The organism is Candidatus Rokuibacteriota bacterium, assembly GCA_016188005.1.
Classification (GTDB): Bacteria; Methylomirabilota; Methylomirabilia; order Rokubacteriales; family CSP1-6; genus UBA12499.
In genome coordinates this window covers 106016-123543 of record JACPIQ010000068.1, presented here as the reverse complement: position 1 = coordinate 123543, position 17528 = coordinate 106016, and the positions used below count along the sequence as shown (strand labels likewise).

Below are 17528 nucleotides of genomic sequence, written 5' to 3'. Positions count from 1 at the left end.
AAGACTTGCGCGGAAGATCGACCTGGTCCAGGAGCACATCGGCCGGGCGATGTCCTGGGTCATGCTGGCCATGGTGTTGGTCACGTTCGGCGACGTGGTTCTGCGATACGCGTTCAACCACAGCGCGGTGTGGACCCAGGAGCTCGAGTGGCACCTGTTCGCGGTGTGCTACCTGCTGGCCGCCGGCTACACCATGCTCTACGACGAGCACGTGCGCGTGGACATCATCTACTCGCGCTGGGCGCCGCGGAAGAAGGCCAAGTCCGACTTCATCTTCCTATTCATCTTCTTCTTTCCGTCGTGCCTCATGATCCTCATCACGACCTGGCCGTTCCTGAGGAACTCCTTCATGGTCAACGAGGGCTCGCCCGATCCCGGCGGCATCCCCGCGCGCTGGCTGCTGAAGAGCATGATCATCATCGGCTTCGGGCTGCTGACCCTGCAGGGCCTCTCCCAGGCCGTGAAGAACTTCTACGTCCTGAAGGGGTGGGAAGAGCCTGAGCGGCGGGCGAAAGAGATCCACTGAGATGCTGCCGCTCGACCAGACGCTCGGCGGCCTGATGTTCATCGGGATGATCGCCTTCCTCTTCTTCGGCTTCCCGGTGGCCTTCAGCCTCACGTTCACGGGGCTCTTCTTCGGCATGGCCGGCGTCGGGCTGGGCGTCCTGAACGCCAACTTCTTCGACATTCTTCCCCTGCGCATCTGGGGCACCATGACCAACGTCACGCTGATGGCCGTCCCCCTCTTCGTCTTCATGGGGGTGGTCCTCGAGAGGTCGGGGCTGGCCGAGGAACTGCTCGAGACCATGGCGCTCCTCTTTGGCAAGATGCGCGGGGGCATCTCGATCTCGGTGATCGTGGTGGGCGCCATCCTGGCCGCCTCGACCGGCATCGTCGGCGCCAGCGTCATCACCATGGGGCTGGTGTCGCTGCCGACGATGCTGCGCCGGGGGTACGACAAGCGGCTGATCAGCGGCACCATCTGCGCCTCGGGGACGCTCGGCCAGATCATCCCGCCGAGCATCATCCTCGTGCTCCTGGGTGACATCATGGGGGTGTCCGTCGGGGACCTCTACATCGGGGCGGTGCTACCCGGCCTGGTCCTCGTGGGCCTCTACATCATCTACGTCGTCATCCTGGGGCGGCTCAGACCGGGGCTGGCGCCGGCCATCCCCGCCGAGGAGCTCAGGGAGTTCCAGGGCGAGGCCCTCAAGCGGGTGACGATCGCGCTGATCCCGGCCTTCGCGCTCATCGTCGGCGTGCTCGGCTCCATCTTTGCCGGGATCGCCACGCCCACCGAGGCGGCCTCCGTGGGGGCGGCCGGGGGCACCATCCTCACCATGCTCAAGCGGCGCTTCTCCTGGGCCATGCTCAGGAACGTGATGGAGACCACCACGCGCATCACGAGCCTCGCCTTCATCATCCTGGTGGGAGCCAATTGCTTCGGCCTGGTGTTCCGGGGGCTCAACGGCGACCACCTGATCCAGAACTTCCTCCTGGGACTGCCCTTCGGCCCCTACGGGGTGCTCGCCGTCGTGATGCTCGTGATCTTCGCGCTGGGCTTCTTCATCGACTTTTTCGAGATCTGCTTCATCCATGTGCCGATCCTGACCCCGGTGCTCGTGACCCACTTCGGCTTCGACCCCCTGTGGATCGGGGTCCTCATCGGCGTGAACCTGCAGACCTCGTTCCTCACGCCGCCGTTCGGCTTCGCCCTCTTCTTCCTCCGCGGGGTGGCCCCGCCCGAGATCACCACCCAGGACATCTACAAGGGCGTGGTCCCCTTCGTGATCCTCCAGCTGATCGGGCTCACCATCGTCATCGCCTTCCCGCAGCTGGTCCGGGCCCTCTTCACCGTCTTCCGGGGGTAGAGACGGAAAAGGGGGCGAAGCCCCTCGGGCTCCGCCCCCCCCGGCTGCTCTCGCCGTCGCCCGCTAGAGGGCGGCGATCTGCGCGTGGTAGGCCGCTTCGGAGAGCAGGCGCCAGTCGTTCAGCGCCTTCTCGAACTTCTTGACGGAGGCGTAGACCTTTCTCGCCTGCGGACTCTTCTCCGACTCCTCCTTGATGACGTCGTCGGAGATCTTCTTGAGGTCCTTGAGGATGGCGTTGGAGAAGGCCACCAGCTCGACCTTGCCCTTGAAGTCGGTCTTGAGCTTCTGCAGCGCGATGAAGTTCTTGGCCTCGTACTCCATGAAGGTGTGGACCTGCATGGACTGGCATGCGTAGTCGAGGATGCGCTTGAGATCGACGGGCAGGGAGTCGTAGGCCTTCTTGTTGAAGCTGTACTCCCCGGTGGTCCCGGGCTCGTGCCACCCGGGGTAGTAGTAGTACTTGGCCGCGTTGTGCAGGCCGAGCTTCATGTCGTCGTGGGGTCCCACCCACTCAGTGGAGTCGATGGTGCCGCGCTCGAGCGCAGTGTAGATCTCGCCGCCGGGCGTCAGGACCACGGTGCCGCCGGCCTTGGCAACCACCTTGCCGCCGAGGCCGGGGATGCGCATCTTGAGCCCCTTGTAGTCGGCAGTGGTGTTGATCTTCTTCCTGAACCAGCCGGCCATCTGGCAGCCGGTGGAGGCGCCGGGGCGGGGGACGAGGTTGAAGGTGGCGTAGATCTCCTCCCAGAGCTTGAGCCCGTCGCCGTGGATGTACCAGTTCATCTGCGCCTGGGGATTGAAGGAGAAGGGGACGGCGGAGAACCACTGCAGGGCCGGCTCCTTGCCTGCCCAGTAGTAGGGGGCGGCGTTGAAGGCCTCGATGGTCCCCTGGGAGGCTGCGTCGAAGCAGCCGAAGGCCGGCATCAGCTCCCCGGCGGCGAAGACCTGGATCTTCAGCCGACCGCCGCTCATCTCGTCGACGATTCTGGCGAAGCGCTGAGCGCCGCCCTGGAGCACGTCGAGCGCCGGGGGCCAGGTGGTGGACAGGCGCCACTGGAACTTCGGCTGGGCGATGACGTTGGGGGCATTCACCGCCGTGGCGGCGCCGGCGGCCGCGAGCGCGGCCCCCTTCAGGATGAACCGTCTGCGACCTTCCATAGACACCTCCGTGTTGTATAGGATGCGCCCCTGGCCGCGATGTGGCGGCCCGTGATCGGCGGCCAGAGGATACCACACCCTGCCCGCCCCGTCGGGTCAAGCGAGGAGGGCGAGGCGCTGCCGGAGGCGAGGCGAGCGGATATGGGAGGCCGGGCGAGCGTGAGCGAGCCCAGACGAGGCGGAGCCGCCGGCGAGTCTGGGCGGTTCCGGGGCCGCGGGCTCGCGTGCTATGCTACCGCCTCGTGAGCGTCGGAGAGACGGTGCACTTCGAGGACATCCGGGTCGGCGAGGAGTACATCTCCCCCGCTCGTACTGTCACCGAGGCCGACATCGTGATCTTCGCGGGGCTGAGCGGCGACTACAACGTGCTGCACACTGACGCCGAGCACATGAAGGCCTCGCTCTTCGGCGAGCGGATCGCTCACGGTCTCCTCGGACTCTCCATCCAGCAAGGCCTCCTCGCCCGGGACATGCCAGCCTGGGCCGGCGAGTCGCTGGGCGGGCTCAGGTGGAAGTTCAAGGGACCCATCAAGATCGGCGACACCATCCACGTGCGGGCGCGCGTGGCAGCGAAGAAGGCTGCCGCCGGTCCCGGGTCGGGGATCGTGACCATCGCGCGCACCGTGCTGAATCAGCGCGGCGAGGTGGTGCAGGAGGGGGAGACCGAGCACGCCGTCCAGCGCCGGGGCGGCTAGACCGACGCCGATGGCTGCCCTCGTGCCGGATCAGCGTCAGGCCTACTTCGAGGACGTTGAGGTGGGCGTTCCCCTGGAGACACCAGGCATGACGCTGACCCAGGCGCACGTGGCCCTCTTCTCGGGTGTCACCGAGGCCCGGAGGGCGCTCGACCCCGGAGCAGTGCCCGATCTGCTGCCGCTGTGCATGTCCTCGGGGCTCGGCTGGCGGGTGCCTCGGCCGCCGCTGGTGGTCCTGGCCTTCATGGGCTTCGAGTGGCGCTTTCTCCAGCCGGCGCGGATCGGCGACACGATCCGCAGCCGCTCGCGGACCCTCGTCAAGCGCCCCATGCGGGAGGGCGGTATCATCGTCGAGGAGCGGGACATCCTGAACCAGCGAGGCGAGATCGTCCAGTCCGGCAGACTCACCCTGCTGGTGGCGCGGCGCCCTCGGCCATGACCGGGCGTCCGCCCCGCGTGCTGGTCCTGACCGCCTCCTATGGCTCCGGCCACAACCGCGTGGCCCAGACGCTGGTCGACGAGTTCCGGCGCGCGGGCGCCGTGGCGAGGGTCCTGGACCATTTCCACGATCTCGTGCATCCCGGCTTCGACCGGGCGAGCCGGGGGCTCTACTACGCCATGCTTCGCCGGACCCCCCTCCTGTGGGGAGCCGCGTACTGGCTCGGCGATCAGCTCAGCGTCACCTCGCCGCTCCTGATGGGCTTCAACCGGCTCGGCGCGAGGAAGCTCAGGAGGCACGTGCTGGCCCAGGCCCCCGACCACGTGGTCTCGGTCCATCCGACCCCCGTGGCCGCGCTCTCGGTGCTGCGCTCCCGCGGGGTGCCGATCCCGCCCCACACGACGGTGTTCACCGACTTCGTGGCCCACACCCAGTGGATCGACCCCAACGTCGACCGCTACTGCGTCCCCGCCGAGGAGATCGCCCACGATCTCACGGCGCGTGGCGTGCCGCGAGAGCGAGTGGTGGTGACCGGAGTCCCGGTGGGACCGGAGTTCGCCCAGGCGACGGACCGCGCGGCGTCCCGGCTCGCTCTCGGTCTCTCCCCGCGCTTGCCCGTCCTGCTGCTCATGGATGGCTCGGGCGGCGGCTTCGGCCGGCTGGAGGTCGCCACCCGCAAGCTCCTCCAGATGGAGCAGCCGCTCCAGGCCGTGGTGGTGACCGGCCGCGAGGAAGCGCTCGAGGCGCGGCTGCGCCGGCTCGTGGCGGGCAACGAGACGCGGGTGAAGGTGTGCGGCTACGTGGACAACGTGCGCCAGCTCATGGGGGCGGCCGACTTCCTGGTGAGCAAGGCCGGCGGGCTCACCCTCGCCGAGGCGCTGGCCGCGGAGCTGCCCGTCATCTGCTTCGGCTCGCTGCCGGGGCAGGAGGCGCGCAACGAGCGATTCGCCGCCATGGCGGGGGTGGCGCTCGTGGCGAGCTCCGAGGCCCAGCTCCATCGGGTCATCGCGGCTGCGCTGCGCGACCCGGTGCTGCTCTGGGACATCCGCGAGAGGATCCGCATGTACCGGCGCCCGCACGCCGCCCGGAGCATCGTGGACCTGGTGCTGACGCAGCCTGCCGTTGTCCGGGAACGGGCCTCGTGACGGCGAGCCCCTGGCTGCTCGCGCCGCCCCTGATGTGGGCGGGCTACACCTGGGGCTCTCACCTCCTCACGCTCGGGAGCATCTGGCGGGGACGGCGGGGCGAGCGGGCCGCGGCGCTGACCTTCGACGACGGGCCGGATCCCGAGCACACGCCCCGCGTCCTCGACATCCTCGCCCGCCACGGGATCCACGGAGCCTTCTTCCTGATCGGGGAGCGGGCCCGGCGTGCGCCCGAGGTGGTCCGGCGCATCGCCGCCGAGGGGCACGACCTCGGAAACCACACGTGGAGCCACCGGAGCCTCTGGCTCTGCGGACCGTCGGAGACGGTGCGGCAGGTCGAACGGGGCCATGCCGCCATCGCCGAGACGGCCGGCCGGACCCCGCGCTTCTTCCGGCCACCGTGGGGCCTGACCAACCTGGCGCTCTTCCCCGTGCTCCGCCGGCTGGCCACACCCTGCGTCTTCTGGTCGGTGCAGACCGAAGGCCGGCGTGCCGTGCCGGCGGCGCAGCAGGTAGAAGCGAGCGCGCGCCGTGTCGGGCCGGGGGCCATCCTCGACCTGCACGACGCTGACGGCGTGGCGGGAGCGGGCACGCGGCTCGTCGAGGGGCTGCCCGCGCTCATCCAGGCGCTCCGGGGACGGGGCTATGCCCTGGTCCCGCTCCGCGACCTGCTGTAGAATCGCCAGCGTCGCTGTGACGGCGCCGGGCGCCGCGCGAGGGAGTGACCGGCAGCGAAGATGCGGCGGGCGCGGGCGGGCGTGAGCCCGGGTGCCCGGGCGGGGTGACGGCGCCGGGCGCCGCGCGAGGGAGTGACCGGCAGCGAAGATGCGGCGGGCGCGGGCGGGCGTGAGCCCGGGTGCCCGCGCCAGGTAAAGGAGCCAGCCACATGCCGCCCACCAAGCCCTGGGACCCACGCCAGAAGAGCCGCCTCCTCCTCGAAGGCCCCGACCGCGCGCCGGCACGGGCGATGATGAAAGCCGTCGGCTTCCGGGACGAGGATCTTTCCCGCCCGCAGATCGGCGTGGCGCATGCGTGGATCGGGACGATGCCGTGCAACTGGAACCACCGGAAGCTCGCCGAGAAGGTCATGCAGGGGGTCCGCGCGGCGGGCGGCACGCCCATCGAGCTCAACACCATCGCCATCACCGACGGCATCACCATGGGCACCGAGGGCATGAAGGCCTCCCTGATAAGCCGCGAGGTCGTGGCCGACTCGGTGGAGCTGGTGGCGCGCGGCCACCTCTTCGACGGCCTCGTGACCATCTCGGGTTGCGACAAGACCATTCCCGCCATGGCGATGGTGCTCGGGCGGCTCAACATCCCCGGGCTCATGCTCTACTGCGGCTCCATCATGTTCGGGCGCTGCGGGGCGGGCGGGCCCTTCTCCGACCGCAACCTGACCATCCAGGACGTCTTCGAGGCCCTCGGCGCCTACAACGCCGGGAAGATCTCGGCCGAGGAGCTGAAGGACGTGGAGGACCACGCTTGCCCGGGCGAGGGGGCGTGTGGCGGTCAATTCACCGCCAACACCATGGCCACGGCCTACGAGATGCTCGGCATCTCTCCCATGGGGTGGAACGGCATCCCGGCCCCGGATCCGCGAAAGGACGAGGTCGCCTTCGAGTGCGGCCGGCTCGTCATGGAGCACGTGCGGAAGGGGATCACGCCACGCTCGCTCATCACGCGCAGGAGCTTCGAGAACGCCATCGCCGGGGTCCTGGCCACGGGCGGCTCCACGAATTCCGTGCTCCACCTGCCCGCCACGGCCTGGGAATTCGGCCTCAAGCTCTCCATCGACGACTTCGACAGGTTGTCGCGCAAGACCCCCGTGCTGGCCGACCTCAAGCCCTGGGGCGCCTACACGGCCCCCGAGATGCACGAGGCGGGGGGGATGGCGGTCGTGGGCAAGCGGCTCGTCGAGGCCGGGCTGATCCACACGCAGGAGAAGACGGTCACCGGACGCACCATCGGCGAGGAGATCGGCGCCGCCCGCGAGCCCGCGGGCCAGAAGGTGATCAGGCCGCTGGCGCAGGCGCTGAAGCCCACGGGCGGCATCGCCATCCTCCGGGGCAACCTCGCGCCGGGCGGCTGCGTGATCAAGCTCTCGGGGCATGCCAGGGTCAGCCACCGGGGTCCCGCCCGCGTGTTCGAGCGCGAGGAAGATGCCTTCAAGGCAGTGAAGGAAGGCAAGATCAAGGCCAACGACGTCATCGTGATCCGCTACGAGGGGCCCAGAGGCGGCCCCGGCATGCGCGAGATGCTCCACGTCACGGGGGCGCTGCAGGGAGCGGGACTGGGGGAGACGGTGGCCCTCATGACCGACGGGCGCTTCTCCGGCGCCACCCACGGCTTCATGATCGCCCACGTCGTGCCCGAGGCCTTCGAGCGCGGGCCCATCGCGGCGGTGCGGAACGGCGACATGATCAATATCGATGTGAAGAAGCGGCGGGTAGACCTGGAGATCACCGCGGCCGAGTTGAAGAAGCGCCTCGCCGGCTGGAAGGCCCCCAGGCCGCGCTACACGAGCGGCGTCTTCCACAAGTACGCCAGGACCGTCTCCAACGCCTCCGAGGGCGCCGTCACCGGCTGAGAACCCAAGGCGGATCGGGCGCGTGGCGCAGGGGCCGGGGGCGCCCGCGGGCCGGATGCTAGAATGACCGCATGACGGTCGGTTCCTCCCGCGCCGCCCTGCTGGCGGGGGCCTGCCGGCGGCGCATCCTCGTCCTCGACGGTGCCATGGGCACCATGATCCAGGCCCGTGCTCTCGGCGCCTCGGATTTCGGCGGCGCGTCCTACGAAGGGTGCAACGAGCACCTCAATCTCACCCGTCCTGATGTGATCCGGTCCATCCACGAGGTGTACCTGGATGCGGGCGCGGACCTGATCTCGACCAATTCCTTCGGCTGCGCTCCCTATGTGCTTGCAGAGTATGGCCTGGCGGCGCGCTGTCACGAGATCACGCTGGCGGCCGCTCGGCTGGCCCGAGAGTCCGCGGCCTCGCGAGAGAGCGCCGCCCGGCCTCGCTTCGTGGTGGGGGCCATGGGGCCGGGCACGCGGACGATCACGGTCACGGGGGGGGTCACCTTCGACGAGGTGATGGAGGGCTATCGCCTCCAGGCGCGGGCCCTCATCGAGGGAGGGGTGGACGCACTGCTGCTCGAGACCTGCCAGGACACACTCAACGTGAAGGCGGCGGCCCTCGGTGTCCGAGGCGCCATGGACGAGGCCGGCACCCGGCTGCCGCTGATGGTGAGCGGGACCATCGAGCCCATGGGCACGATGCTGGCGGGGCAGGGCGTGGAGGCGCTCCACGCCTCGCTCGAGCATCTCGATCTCTTCTCCATCGGGCTCAACTGCGCCACCGGCCCCGAGTTCATGACCGACCACCTGCGCTCGCTGTCGGCGCTGGCGACGTGCTTCGTCTCCTGTTACCCGAATGCGGGGCTTCCGGACGAGCATGGCCACTACGAGGAGACGCCCGAGAGCCTCGCGCTCAAGATGCGCCGCTTCGTTGACGAGGGGTGGGTGAACCTGATCGGCGGCTGCTGCGGGACCACTCCCGCTCATATCCGGTTGCTGGCGGCGCTGGCGGAGGGGCGGCCTCCGCGCCGGCCCGCAGCCGTCCTGATGGCGGCCGTCAGCGGCATCGAGGTGCTGTACCCAGGGGAGGACACGCGCCCGGTGCTCGTGGGCGAGCGCACCAACGTCATCGGCTCGCGCCGGTTCAAGGCGCTCATCGTCGAGGGGAAGTTCGAGGAGGCCGCCGAGATCGGCAGGGCCCAGGTCCGCGGCGGGGGGCAGGTGCTGGACGTCTGTCTCGCCAACCCGGACCGGGACGAGATGGCCGACACGGAGCGATTCCTCGACCGGCTCACCCGGAAGGTGAAGGTGCCGCTGATGATCGACTCCACGGACCCCGCCGTGATCGAGCGGGCGCTGCGCCTGTGCCAGGGCAAGGCCATCGTGAACTCGATCAACCTGGAGGACGGCGAGGAGCGCTTCGAGCGGGTGGTGCCGCTGCTGCGCGCCTACGGGGGCGCGGCAGTGGTCGGCTGCATCGACGAGGACAAGCAGCAGGGGATGGCGCTGACCCGGGAGCGCAAGCTCAGGATCGCCGAGCGCGCCCATGGGCTCCTCACGGAAAAGTTCGGCCTGCCCGAGCGCGACCTGGTCTTCGATCCCCTGGTCTTCCCGCTGGGAACCGGGGACAGGAACTACGTGGGGTCGGCCGTCGAGACCATCGAGGGGCTCCGCGCCATCAAGGCCCGCTTCCCCTCGTCGAAGACCATCCTGGGGGTCTCGAACGTGTCCTTCGGGCTCCCGGACGCGGGGCGCGAGGTGCTCAACGCCGTGTTTCTCCACCACTGCACCAAGGCGGGACTCGACTACGCCATCGTGAACACCGAGCGGCTCGATCGCTATGCCTCCATCCCCGAGGAGGAGCGGCGGCTGGCCGAGGATCTCATCCACATGCGCGGCGCCGATCCGCTGGGAGCCTTCGTCGCTCACTTCCGTGGGCGGACACGGGCCGCGCGGGCGGCCGGCAGCGCGCTGCCGCTGGACGAGCGGCTGGCCCGCTACATCGTCGAGGGCTCGCGCGACGGGCTGGTCGAGGACCTGGAGCTCAAGCTCCGGGAGGCGGCGCCGCTGGCGATCATCAACGGCCCGCTCATGCGAGGGATGGAGGAGGTGGGCCGGCTCTTCAACGACAACCAGCTCATCGTGGCCGAGGTGCTGCAGTCGGCGGAGGCCATGAAGGCCGCCGTCGCGCACCTGGAGCCGCGGATGGAGCGCGCGGAGAGCGCCACGCGGGCCACCCTCGTGCTGGCCACGGTGAAGGGCGATGTGCACGACATCGGCAAGAACCTGGTGGAGATCATCCTCAAGAACAACGGCTACCGCGTCATCAACCTCGGGATCAAGGTGCCGCCCGAGGACCTGATCGCCGCCTACCACAGCCACAAGCCCGACGCATTCGGGCTGTCGGGTCTCCTCGTCAAGTCAGCGCAGCAGATGGTGTCCACCGCCCAGGATCTGCGCGCAGCGGGGATCGAGGTCCCGCTCTTCGTGGGTGGCGCCGCCCTCACGCGGAAGTTCGCCGCCACGCGTATCGCAGTCGAGTACGCGGGGCCGACCGTGTACGCGAAGGACGCCATGGACGGGCTCGATCTCGCCAATCGCCTCTTCGGCGCGACGACGCGGGAAGCGTTGCTCGCCGCCCTTCGCGAGGAGCAGGCGGCCCTTCGCGCCGGCACCCCCGGGGGGGCTGCGCGCCTCCCGGTCCCGGCGGCGGCGACCCCGGCGGGCCCGTCCGTCTCACGGACTGTCTCCGTGCCGGTCCCGCCGGATCTGGATCTCCATGTGCTGCGGTCGGTTCCCCTGGGTCACATCTATCCCTATCTCAATCTCCAGATGCTCCTGGGCAAGCACCTGGGGCTCCGGGGCCCTGTCTCCCGCCTCCTGGCCGAGCGCGATCCGAAGGCCGTGGAGCTGCTGGGTATGGTCGAGGAGCTCGAACGGGAGGCGGCGGCCCGCGGCTGGCTCAGGGCCGACGGGCTGTACCGCTTCTTCGAGGCGCGCTCCTCCGGCGAGACTCTGGTCCTCTACGACGGCGGCCGGGAGGTGGCGCGCTTCCGTTTTCCGCGGCAGGCGGGCGGCGAGCGCCTGTGCCTGGCGGACTACGTGAGGGGCGTCGAGTCCGGCGAGCCCGATTCCGTGGCGCTCTTCGTCGTGACCTGCGGCGCTGGTGTGCGAGAGCGCGCGGAGGAGTGGAAGGAGGCGGGCCAGTACCTGCGGGCGCATGCGTTGCAGGCCCTGGCCATCGAGTGCGCCGAGGCGTTCGCCGAGCTCGTCCACGCCCGGCTCAGGACCCAGTGGGGCTTCCCCGACCCGGCCGAGCTGACCATGGAGGAGCGGCTCAAGGGCCGCTACCGCGGCATCCGCGTCTCCTTCGGCTACCCGGCCTGCCCGGAGCTCGCCGACCAGCGGCTGCTCTTCGACCTGCTGCACCCGGAGCAGATCGGGCTCACCCTGACCGAGGGCTTCATGATGGACCCCGAGGCCTCCGTGTCGGCCCTGGTCTTCCACCACCCGGAGGCCAGGTACTTCAAGGCCGATGACGTGTGAGGCGCCCGCCCCGGCCGTGATCAGTCCGAGGTTCTGGGCGCTGCTCGAGGAAGAGGGGCTGAGGGGGAAGCGGATCCTCGACGTGGGTTGCGGGTGGGGAAGACTGGCGCTCCCGCTGGCGGAGGCGGCGGGATGGGTGGTGGGTCTGGACCGGGATCTCTCCCTCGTGGCGGAGGCCCGGCGGCGGGCGAGGGCGGCCGGGCTTCACAGGGCGGAGTTCCACGAGGCGGACGTGGAGCAGGAGGAGTACGGCCGCTGGCACCCCGACCTGATCGTCGCCCACCTCTGCGTCTCGGATGCCATCATCCAGCGCGCCGCGCGCGCGCTCCGGTCGGGCTCCTGCCTCGCAATGGTGGCCTTTCACGTGGATCAGTGGCAGGAGACGGGGAAGGTCTCGCGCTTCGCCTACGACGAGGAGCGCATGGCCGACGTCCTGCGCGAGGGCGGGCTCCTGCCCGAGGCCGTCGAGCTGGAGCGCGAGGTTCAGCGGTTCGAGACCGTCGAGGCGGGGCTGGCGGCCGCCGTGGGCCTCGCGGACCTCTGGAAGGCCGACGGCCGATGGCACCGGTACCTGGCCTTCCTCGAGGGCGGCGGCCGGACGCTCACGCGCAGTCACCTCCTCGTCAAGGCGCGCAAACCGTGATCACGGTCGCCACGCTCACGGCAGCCGTGAAGGCGCGCGCGCTGGCCCTCGGCTTCGACGCGGTCGCGGTCGGTGCCGCCGATCCGCCGGCGCACGGGGACGAGCTACGCCGCTGGGTCGAGGCCGGTCGCGCCGGGACCATGGCCTATCTGGAGCGCCGCCTGGAGGAGCGGCTGGATCCGCGACGCGTGCTCCCCGGCGCGCGCTCCGTGGTCTGCGTGGCGCTCAACTACCATCAGGGCCGGATCGCGGACGGGTCCTGGGCCCCCGTGGCGCGCTACGCGTGGGGACGCGACTACCACGAGGTCATGCTCCCGCGGCTCCAGGCGCTGGCCGCGCTTCTGCGCGAGGCGGCCTCCGCCGAGAGCCGCGCCTACGTGGACACCGGTCCCGTGCTGGAGCGAGAGCTGGCGGCCCGCGCCGGACTCGGCTGGGTCGGCAAGAACACCATGCTGCTGAGCCCGTCGCTGGGCTCCTGGTTCTTCATCGGCGTGCTGCTCACCACCGCCGAGCTGGTGCACGATCCGCCACTGCCCGACCGCTGCGGCTCCTGCCGCGCCTGTCTGGATGCCTGCCCGACGGGGGCCTTCGCGGCCCCGCGGCTCCTCGACGCCCGCCGCTGCATCTCGTACCTCACCATCGAGCACCGGGGCCCCATCGAGCCCGCGCTCGCGGCAGGCATGGGGCAGTGGCAGTTCGGCTGCGACCTCTGCCAGAGCGTGTGCCCGTGGAACCGGAAGGCGCCCGTCACCCGCGAGGAAGCCTTCCGTCCGGCAGCGCCGTACCCGGGTGCCGAGGCGCTGCTCCAGATGGACGACGCGGCCCTCCGGCGCCGGTTCGCCGGCACGGCGCTGCTTCGCCCTCGGGCGGCGGGCCTGAGGAGGAACGCCGCGATCGCGCTCCGCAACCGCCAGAGCAACAGAAAGGAGCTCACCCCCATGGTCGATCCGGCCCGCGACGCCCTCGTCATCGTCGACGTCCAGAACGACTTCTGCCCGGGCGGCACGCTCGCCGTCCCCCACGGTGACGGGGTGGTCGAGCCGCTCAACCGCTACGCGGCGCACGTCGCCGGGGCCGGGGCGGCGGTGTTCGCCTCACGCGACTGGCATCCGGCGCGGACCCGGCACTTCAAGGCCTTCGGTGGAGTCTGGCCGGCGCACTGCGTGCAGGGGACAGGCGGCGCCGAGTTCCACCCCGCCCTGCGCCTGCCGGCGGGGACCACCGTGATCTCCAAGGGGATGGATCCGGATGAAGACGCCTACTCCTGCTTCCAGGGCCAGGCGCCGGACAGCCGTCCCTTCGCTGGCATCCTCGCCGCGCGCGGGATCAAGCGCCTCTTCGTCGGCGGGCTCGCCACGGACTACTGCGTCAAGGCCACGGCGCTGGACGCCCTCCGCGAGGGCTTCGAGGTGGTGGTGCTGGAGGACGCCATCCGCGCCGTGGACATCCAGCCCGGAGACGGAGCGCGGGCGCTCGAGGAGCTGAAGCGCGCCGGTGCCACCTTCGCCGGGGCGGAGCCCCTGTGACCGGTCGTGCCTCGAGCCGGGACGGCCGGGCGCGGGTCAGCCGGCTGCCACCTGCTCGCAGCGCTCGAGCTCGCGCATGATCTCGTCGTTGCCGGGGATCTGCCGGACGCCTGCGTCACCCACGTAGGAGCCCGTGAGCGCGTAACGGACCACGCCGTCGCGGTCCACGATGAAGAAGCCCATGTCGTCGTCGACGATCAAGCGTGGCAGATCGGTGAGCGGCGTCTTGACCGCGCCGAAGTCACTGGGCGGCTCCTGGCTCTTGAACCCCGTGTAGAGCGTCTTCGCGTACCAGGCCATGGAGTGGGATCGGGCCTCGAGGCCCCAGGCGCGGCGCGCGGTGTACTCCGGGTCACAGAGGTACGGGAAGGGGATCTTGAACTTGTCCACGTAGAAGCGCGCCCGGTCCGGAGTGGAGAGGGTGATCTCCAGGATCTCGGCTCCCTGCGCCCGGAACTGCGGGTAGCCCCGGGCCAGCTGGGACATCTGCTGGCGGCAGAAGGCGCAGGCCATGCCCTTCGTGAACCAGACGATGGCCTTGTTCCGCCCGCGGTAGTCGTCGAGCGCGATCTCGCGTCCGTGGCCGGACGGCAGACGGAGAGCCGGAGCGCGTTCACCGAGCGTCGCAGTGTTCATCGAGGTCCTCCTTCAGCAGAGAAAAGGCAGGAGCAGGAACGTGTCGCTCGTCCACCCCGTCGTCTCCCGGGTGTGACGGCTCTTCTCGAGCCACCGGTCGGCCTCCGCCTCGTCGCCCCGCTCGACGGCCAGGGTGGCGAGGCCCTCGTAGCAGGGACAGAGGAGCTGCGGCTCGCCCACCGCCTCGGCCACGGCGAGGGCCTCATCGTAGTAACGGCCGCTCCGCGGGTAGTCCCCGCGGCACTGGTAGATCTGCGCTAGGATGATCAGCGGGATCGGCAGGTGGTTGAGCTGCCCGAGGCGCCGGTCCAGCTCCACGGCCGCCTCGGCAGCCCTGACGCCCTCGTCATAGTCGCCCGCTACCGTGCAGTGCCCGCCGGCGAGCGCGCAGTAGAGCCACGGCTGCTGGAGGAGATCGCCGATCCTCTGGGCCAGCGCGAGCCCTTCGCGGCAGAAGGCCGCCGAGCGGCCGTGGTCGAGGGGCGCGTACATCACGGCGAGGTTGGTGTAGGCTCGGCAGGCCACGGAGCCGAGCTGGCCGGCCAGCGCGGTCTCGAGGCTGCGCGACACCTGCGCGGCGCCACGCTCCAGGTCGCCGGCCCGGGCGAGCGCCACTCCCAGGGTGTTGCATGCGTGGGATACCACGTCCGGCGCGCCGAGGCTTTCGCCGAGAGCGAGGGCGCGCTGGGCCCAGTTCACCGCCAGGTCGTGACGGCCGAGCCGGAAGTGGATGCGTCCCAGCTCCTGGCACAGCCGTGCCAGCTCGAGGCTCCCGTCCTCACCGAGCGCCGCCAGCCCCAGCTCGAGATGGGCCAGGGAGGCCTCCCTGTCGCCGGCGGCCCAGGCCGCCGCCCCGAGCTTCCGGTGGAGGTCCGCCGCACGCCGCCGGTCCGCGGCCGCCTCCTCCAGCGCGAGGCTCTCGCTCCAGCGGGAGCGCGCCTCGCCGAGGCCGCCCCGGGCGAAGGCCGCGTCGCCGAGCTTGTCCAGGATGGCCTGTCGCCGGCCCGGGTCATTCTCCGGGCCGAGGGCGTCCAGCGCGCGCCGGAAGTAGGCTTCCGCCTCGTGGTAGGCGTAGAGGGCCGCCGCGCGGTCGCCCGCGCGCACGAGGGACTCGACGGCCCTCGCGCGGTCGGCGCTGCGGGCCCAGTGCTCGGCCACCTCCTGGAGGACCTCGTCCGCGCGGCCCTCGTAGAGGCGCTCGAGGGCGGCTGCGGCCCTCCCGTGCAGGTCAGCGCGCGACTTCACGAGGAGGCCCTGGTAGGCGACCTGCTGGATGAGCACGTGCGAGAAGCTGTACCGGACCTCGGGGAAGAGATCCGTCTCGCGCAGGAGGTCGCCCCGGACCAGATCGGCGAGGTGCCGGCGGATGTCGAGCTCCGCCGGTGCCACCGCCTCGAGGAGCGAGAGGGAGAAGTCGCGTCCCAGCACGGAGGCGATCTGCACCGTGCGCTTGAGCGGCTCCGGAAGGCGGTCGATCCGCGCCGTCAGCAGATCGTGGATGGTCTCGGGAACCTCCACCTCGCCCTGCTCCCGCCCCTTCCCGGCGGCAGGCACCGCCGGCGACAACAGATCCCGATCTCGGAGGTAGGTGGCCAGCTCCTCGATGAAGAGCGGGTTTCCCTCGGACCGCTTGATGACGAGGTCGCGCAGCTCCGGCGACAGATCGGGCACGGAGAGGAGCGCCTTCACCATCTCCACGGTGTCCTCGTGCGACAGGGGATCCAGCGCCAGCCGCAGGTGGACGGCTCGATCCTGCCAGGGCGCGGAATAGCCGCTCCGATAAGTGCAGAGGAGCAGCACGCGGTGGCCGGCCAGGCTGTCCACCAGCGAGGCGAGGTACTCCTCGGAGCTCGGGTCGGCCCAGTGAAGGTCGTGCGCCACGAGGAGCAGCGGGCGGTGCTGGGCTCCGCGGAGGGTGAGTGCCTTGACGGCCTCGATGAGGCGACGTTTGCGCTGCGCGGGGTCGAGGCCGTCGGCCTCGAGCCCCGGGGCGGGCAGCGAGAGCAGGTGCTGGAGGTAGGGGATGGTCCACTCGAGCGCGGGGTCCAGGCGTCCCACTCCGGCCTCGACCTTCGCGAGCTGGGCGGCCTCGGGCTCGCCCTCCTCGAGACGGAAATTCCCCTCGAGGAACTGGACGATCGCGTGGAACGGCAGCGACCCGCCGTGGGGCAGACAGTGCGCCTCGAGGTAAGTCAGCGGGGTGTCGTGGAGCCGGCGCCTGAGCTCGTAGGCGAGCCGAGACTTCCCCACGCCCGCCTCGCCCACCAGGGAAACCACGTGCCCCCGCCCGCCCCGGGCCTTCTCGAAGCAGTCGAGGAGCAGCGCCAGCTCGGTGCGCCGGCCCGCCAGCGGGGTGAGTCCCCGCTCCAGCGCCAGGTCGAAGCGGGCCCGCCGCGTGCGCTGCCCCGCGACGCTGAAGGCGCGGACGGGCCGCTCGATGCCCTTGAGTGCCAGGGTCCCCTCGTCCGCGGTCAGGAAGTAGCCGTTCACGAGCCGGTGCGTCGCCTCGCTGACGAGCACGCCCCCCGGGGGCGCGGCGGCCTGCAACCGCGCCGCGAGGTTCACCGTCTCCCCCTGCGCCGTGTAGTCCATCCTGAGGTCGTCCCCGATCCGACCGACCACGACCGGACCCGTGTTCCCCCCGATCCGCACGGCGAAGTCGAGGCCACGCTCCGCGCGCAGCTTCTCGGCGTAGCCGCGCATGGCGGCCTGGAGCGCCAGTGCCGCGGCGACCGCCCGCACGGCATGATCCTCGTGGGAGATGGGGGCGCCAAAGAGGGCCATGACGCCGTCGCCGGTGAACTGGTTCACGGTGCCCTCGTAACGATGAACGGCCTCCAGCATGTGCTGGAAACAGCCGTCCATGACCGCGTGCAGCTCCTCCGGGTCGAGGCGAGTCGACAGCGCGGTGAAGCCCACGCAGTCGGCGAAGAGCACGGTGACGAGCTTGCGCTCCCCCTCCAGCGCGCTGCGGGAGGTGAGGATCTTCTCGGCGAGATGGCGCGGCGTGTAGCCTGGGATCTTGCGGGCCAGCTTGTCGGCGACGTCTGCCGGCGAGGCGGGGGCGCGTGGTGCGGCGCCCGCTGTCGCCGCCGGGCCGCCGGTCGTCAGCTGGTGCCCGCACTCGTCGCAGAAGCGCGCGCCGGAGCGCAGCGCCGTGCCGCACGAGGGGCAGCGGACCGGCAGCGGCTCCCCGCAGCGCTCGCAGAACTTCGCGCTCTGCCGGTTCTGGTGCTGGCACGCCGGGCAGATCACAGGGCCATCGTAGCACCGCTGTCCAGACCCGCTC

At 70.6% G+C, this 17528-nt stretch carries 13 protein-coding genes; 10 read left to right on the top strand and 3 right to left on the bottom strand.

Annotated elements, in window-relative coordinates; genetic code table 11:
• Positions 1-49: 49 nt before the first annotated feature.
• Entirely contained in the window at positions 50-526 is a 477-nt protein-coding gene (locus HYV93_13695; GenBank protein MBI2527023.1) for a TRAP transporter small permease subunit, read from the top strand.
• A 1-nt stretch (position 527) separates the two neighbouring features.
• Positions 528-1871 carry a TRAP transporter large permease subunit gene (locus tag HYV93_13690; GenBank protein ID MBI2527022.1) on the top strand — a complete coding sequence of 448 codons (1344 nt, stop codon included), beginning with the start codon at positions 528-530 and terminating at the stop codon, positions 1869-1871.
• 63 nt (positions 1872-1934) lie between these two features.
• Here HYV93_13690 and HYV93_13685 read toward each other — a convergent pair whose 3' ends face one another.
• The gene (locus HYV93_13685) at positions 1935-3029 is read right to left on the bottom strand and encodes a TRAP transporter substrate-binding protein (GenBank protein MBI2527021.1); all 1095 of its coding nucleotides are present in this window, start codon (positions 3027-3029) and stop codon (positions 1935-1937) included.
• Positions 3030-3271: 242 nt separating this feature from the next.
• On the opposite strand from HYV93_13685, the gene HYV93_13680 reads away from it, so the two are divergent.
• The 8 genes from HYV93_13680 (at position 3272) to queG (ending at position 13603) form a co-directional block, all read left to right on the top strand.
• Positions 3272-3724 carry a MaoC family dehydratase N-terminal domain-containing protein gene (locus HYV93_13680; GenBank protein ID MBI2527020.1) on the top strand — a complete coding sequence of 151 codons (453 nt, stop codon included), beginning with the start codon at positions 3272-3274 and terminating at the stop codon, positions 3722-3724.
• A gap of 10 nt (positions 3725-3734) precedes the next feature.
• Positions 3735-4163: a hypothetical protein gene (locus tag HYV93_13675; GenBank protein MBI2527019.1), complete on the top strand. Its 429-nt coding sequence runs from the start codon at positions 3735-3737 to the stop codon at positions 4161-4163.
• Positions 4160-5308: a glycosyltransferase gene (locus HYV93_13670; GenBank protein ID MBI2527018.1), complete on the top strand. Its 1149-nt coding sequence runs from the start codon at positions 4160-4162 to the stop codon at positions 5306-5308. The genes HYV93_13675 and HYV93_13670 overlap by 4 nt, the downstream gene beginning before the upstream one ends.
• Before the next feature lie 32 nt (positions 5309-5340).
• On the top strand, positions 5341-5985 hold the full coding sequence (locus HYV93_13665; GenBank protein MBI2527017.1) for a polysaccharide deacetylase family protein: 645 nt from the start codon (positions 5341-5343) through the stop codon (positions 5983-5985).
• 209 nt (positions 5986-6194) lie between these two features.
• Positions 6195-7898 carry a dihydroxy-acid dehydratase gene (gene ilvD / locus HYV93_13660; GenBank protein ID MBI2527016.1) on the top strand — a complete coding sequence of 568 codons (1704 nt, stop codon included), beginning with the start codon at positions 6195-6197 and terminating at the stop codon, positions 7896-7898.
• Between the two features lie 71 nt (positions 7899-7969).
• Positions 7970-11434: a methionine synthase gene (gene metH / locus HYV93_13655; protein MBI2527015.1), complete on the top strand. Its 3465-nt coding sequence runs from the start codon at positions 7970-7972 to the stop codon at positions 11432-11434.
• Between the two features lie 16 nt (positions 11435-11450).
• Entirely contained in the window at positions 11451-12077 is a 627-nt protein-coding gene (locus HYV93_13650) for a class I SAM-dependent methyltransferase (protein ID MBI2527014.1), read from the top strand.
• The gene (gene queG / locus HYV93_13645) at positions 12074-13603 is read left to right on the top strand and encodes a tRNA epoxyqueuosine(34) reductase QueG (GenBank protein ID MBI2527013.1); all 1530 of its coding nucleotides are present in this window, start codon (positions 12074-12076) and stop codon (positions 13601-13603) included. The genes HYV93_13650 and queG overlap by 4 nt, the downstream gene beginning before the upstream one ends.
• A 36-nt stretch (positions 13604-13639) precedes the next feature.
• Here queG and HYV93_13640 read toward each other — a convergent pair whose 3' ends face one another.
• The gene (locus HYV93_13640) at positions 13640-14239 is read right to left on the bottom strand and encodes an AhpC/TSA family protein (protein MBI2527012.1); all 600 of its coding nucleotides are present in this window, start codon (positions 14237-14239) and stop codon (positions 13640-13642) included.
• 12 nt (positions 14240-14251) lie between these two features.
• Positions 14252-17494: an AAA family ATPase gene (locus tag HYV93_13635; protein MBI2527011.1), complete on the bottom strand. Its 3243-nt coding sequence runs from the start codon at positions 17492-17494 to the stop codon at positions 14252-14254.
• Positions 17495-17528 lie beyond the last annotated feature (34 nt).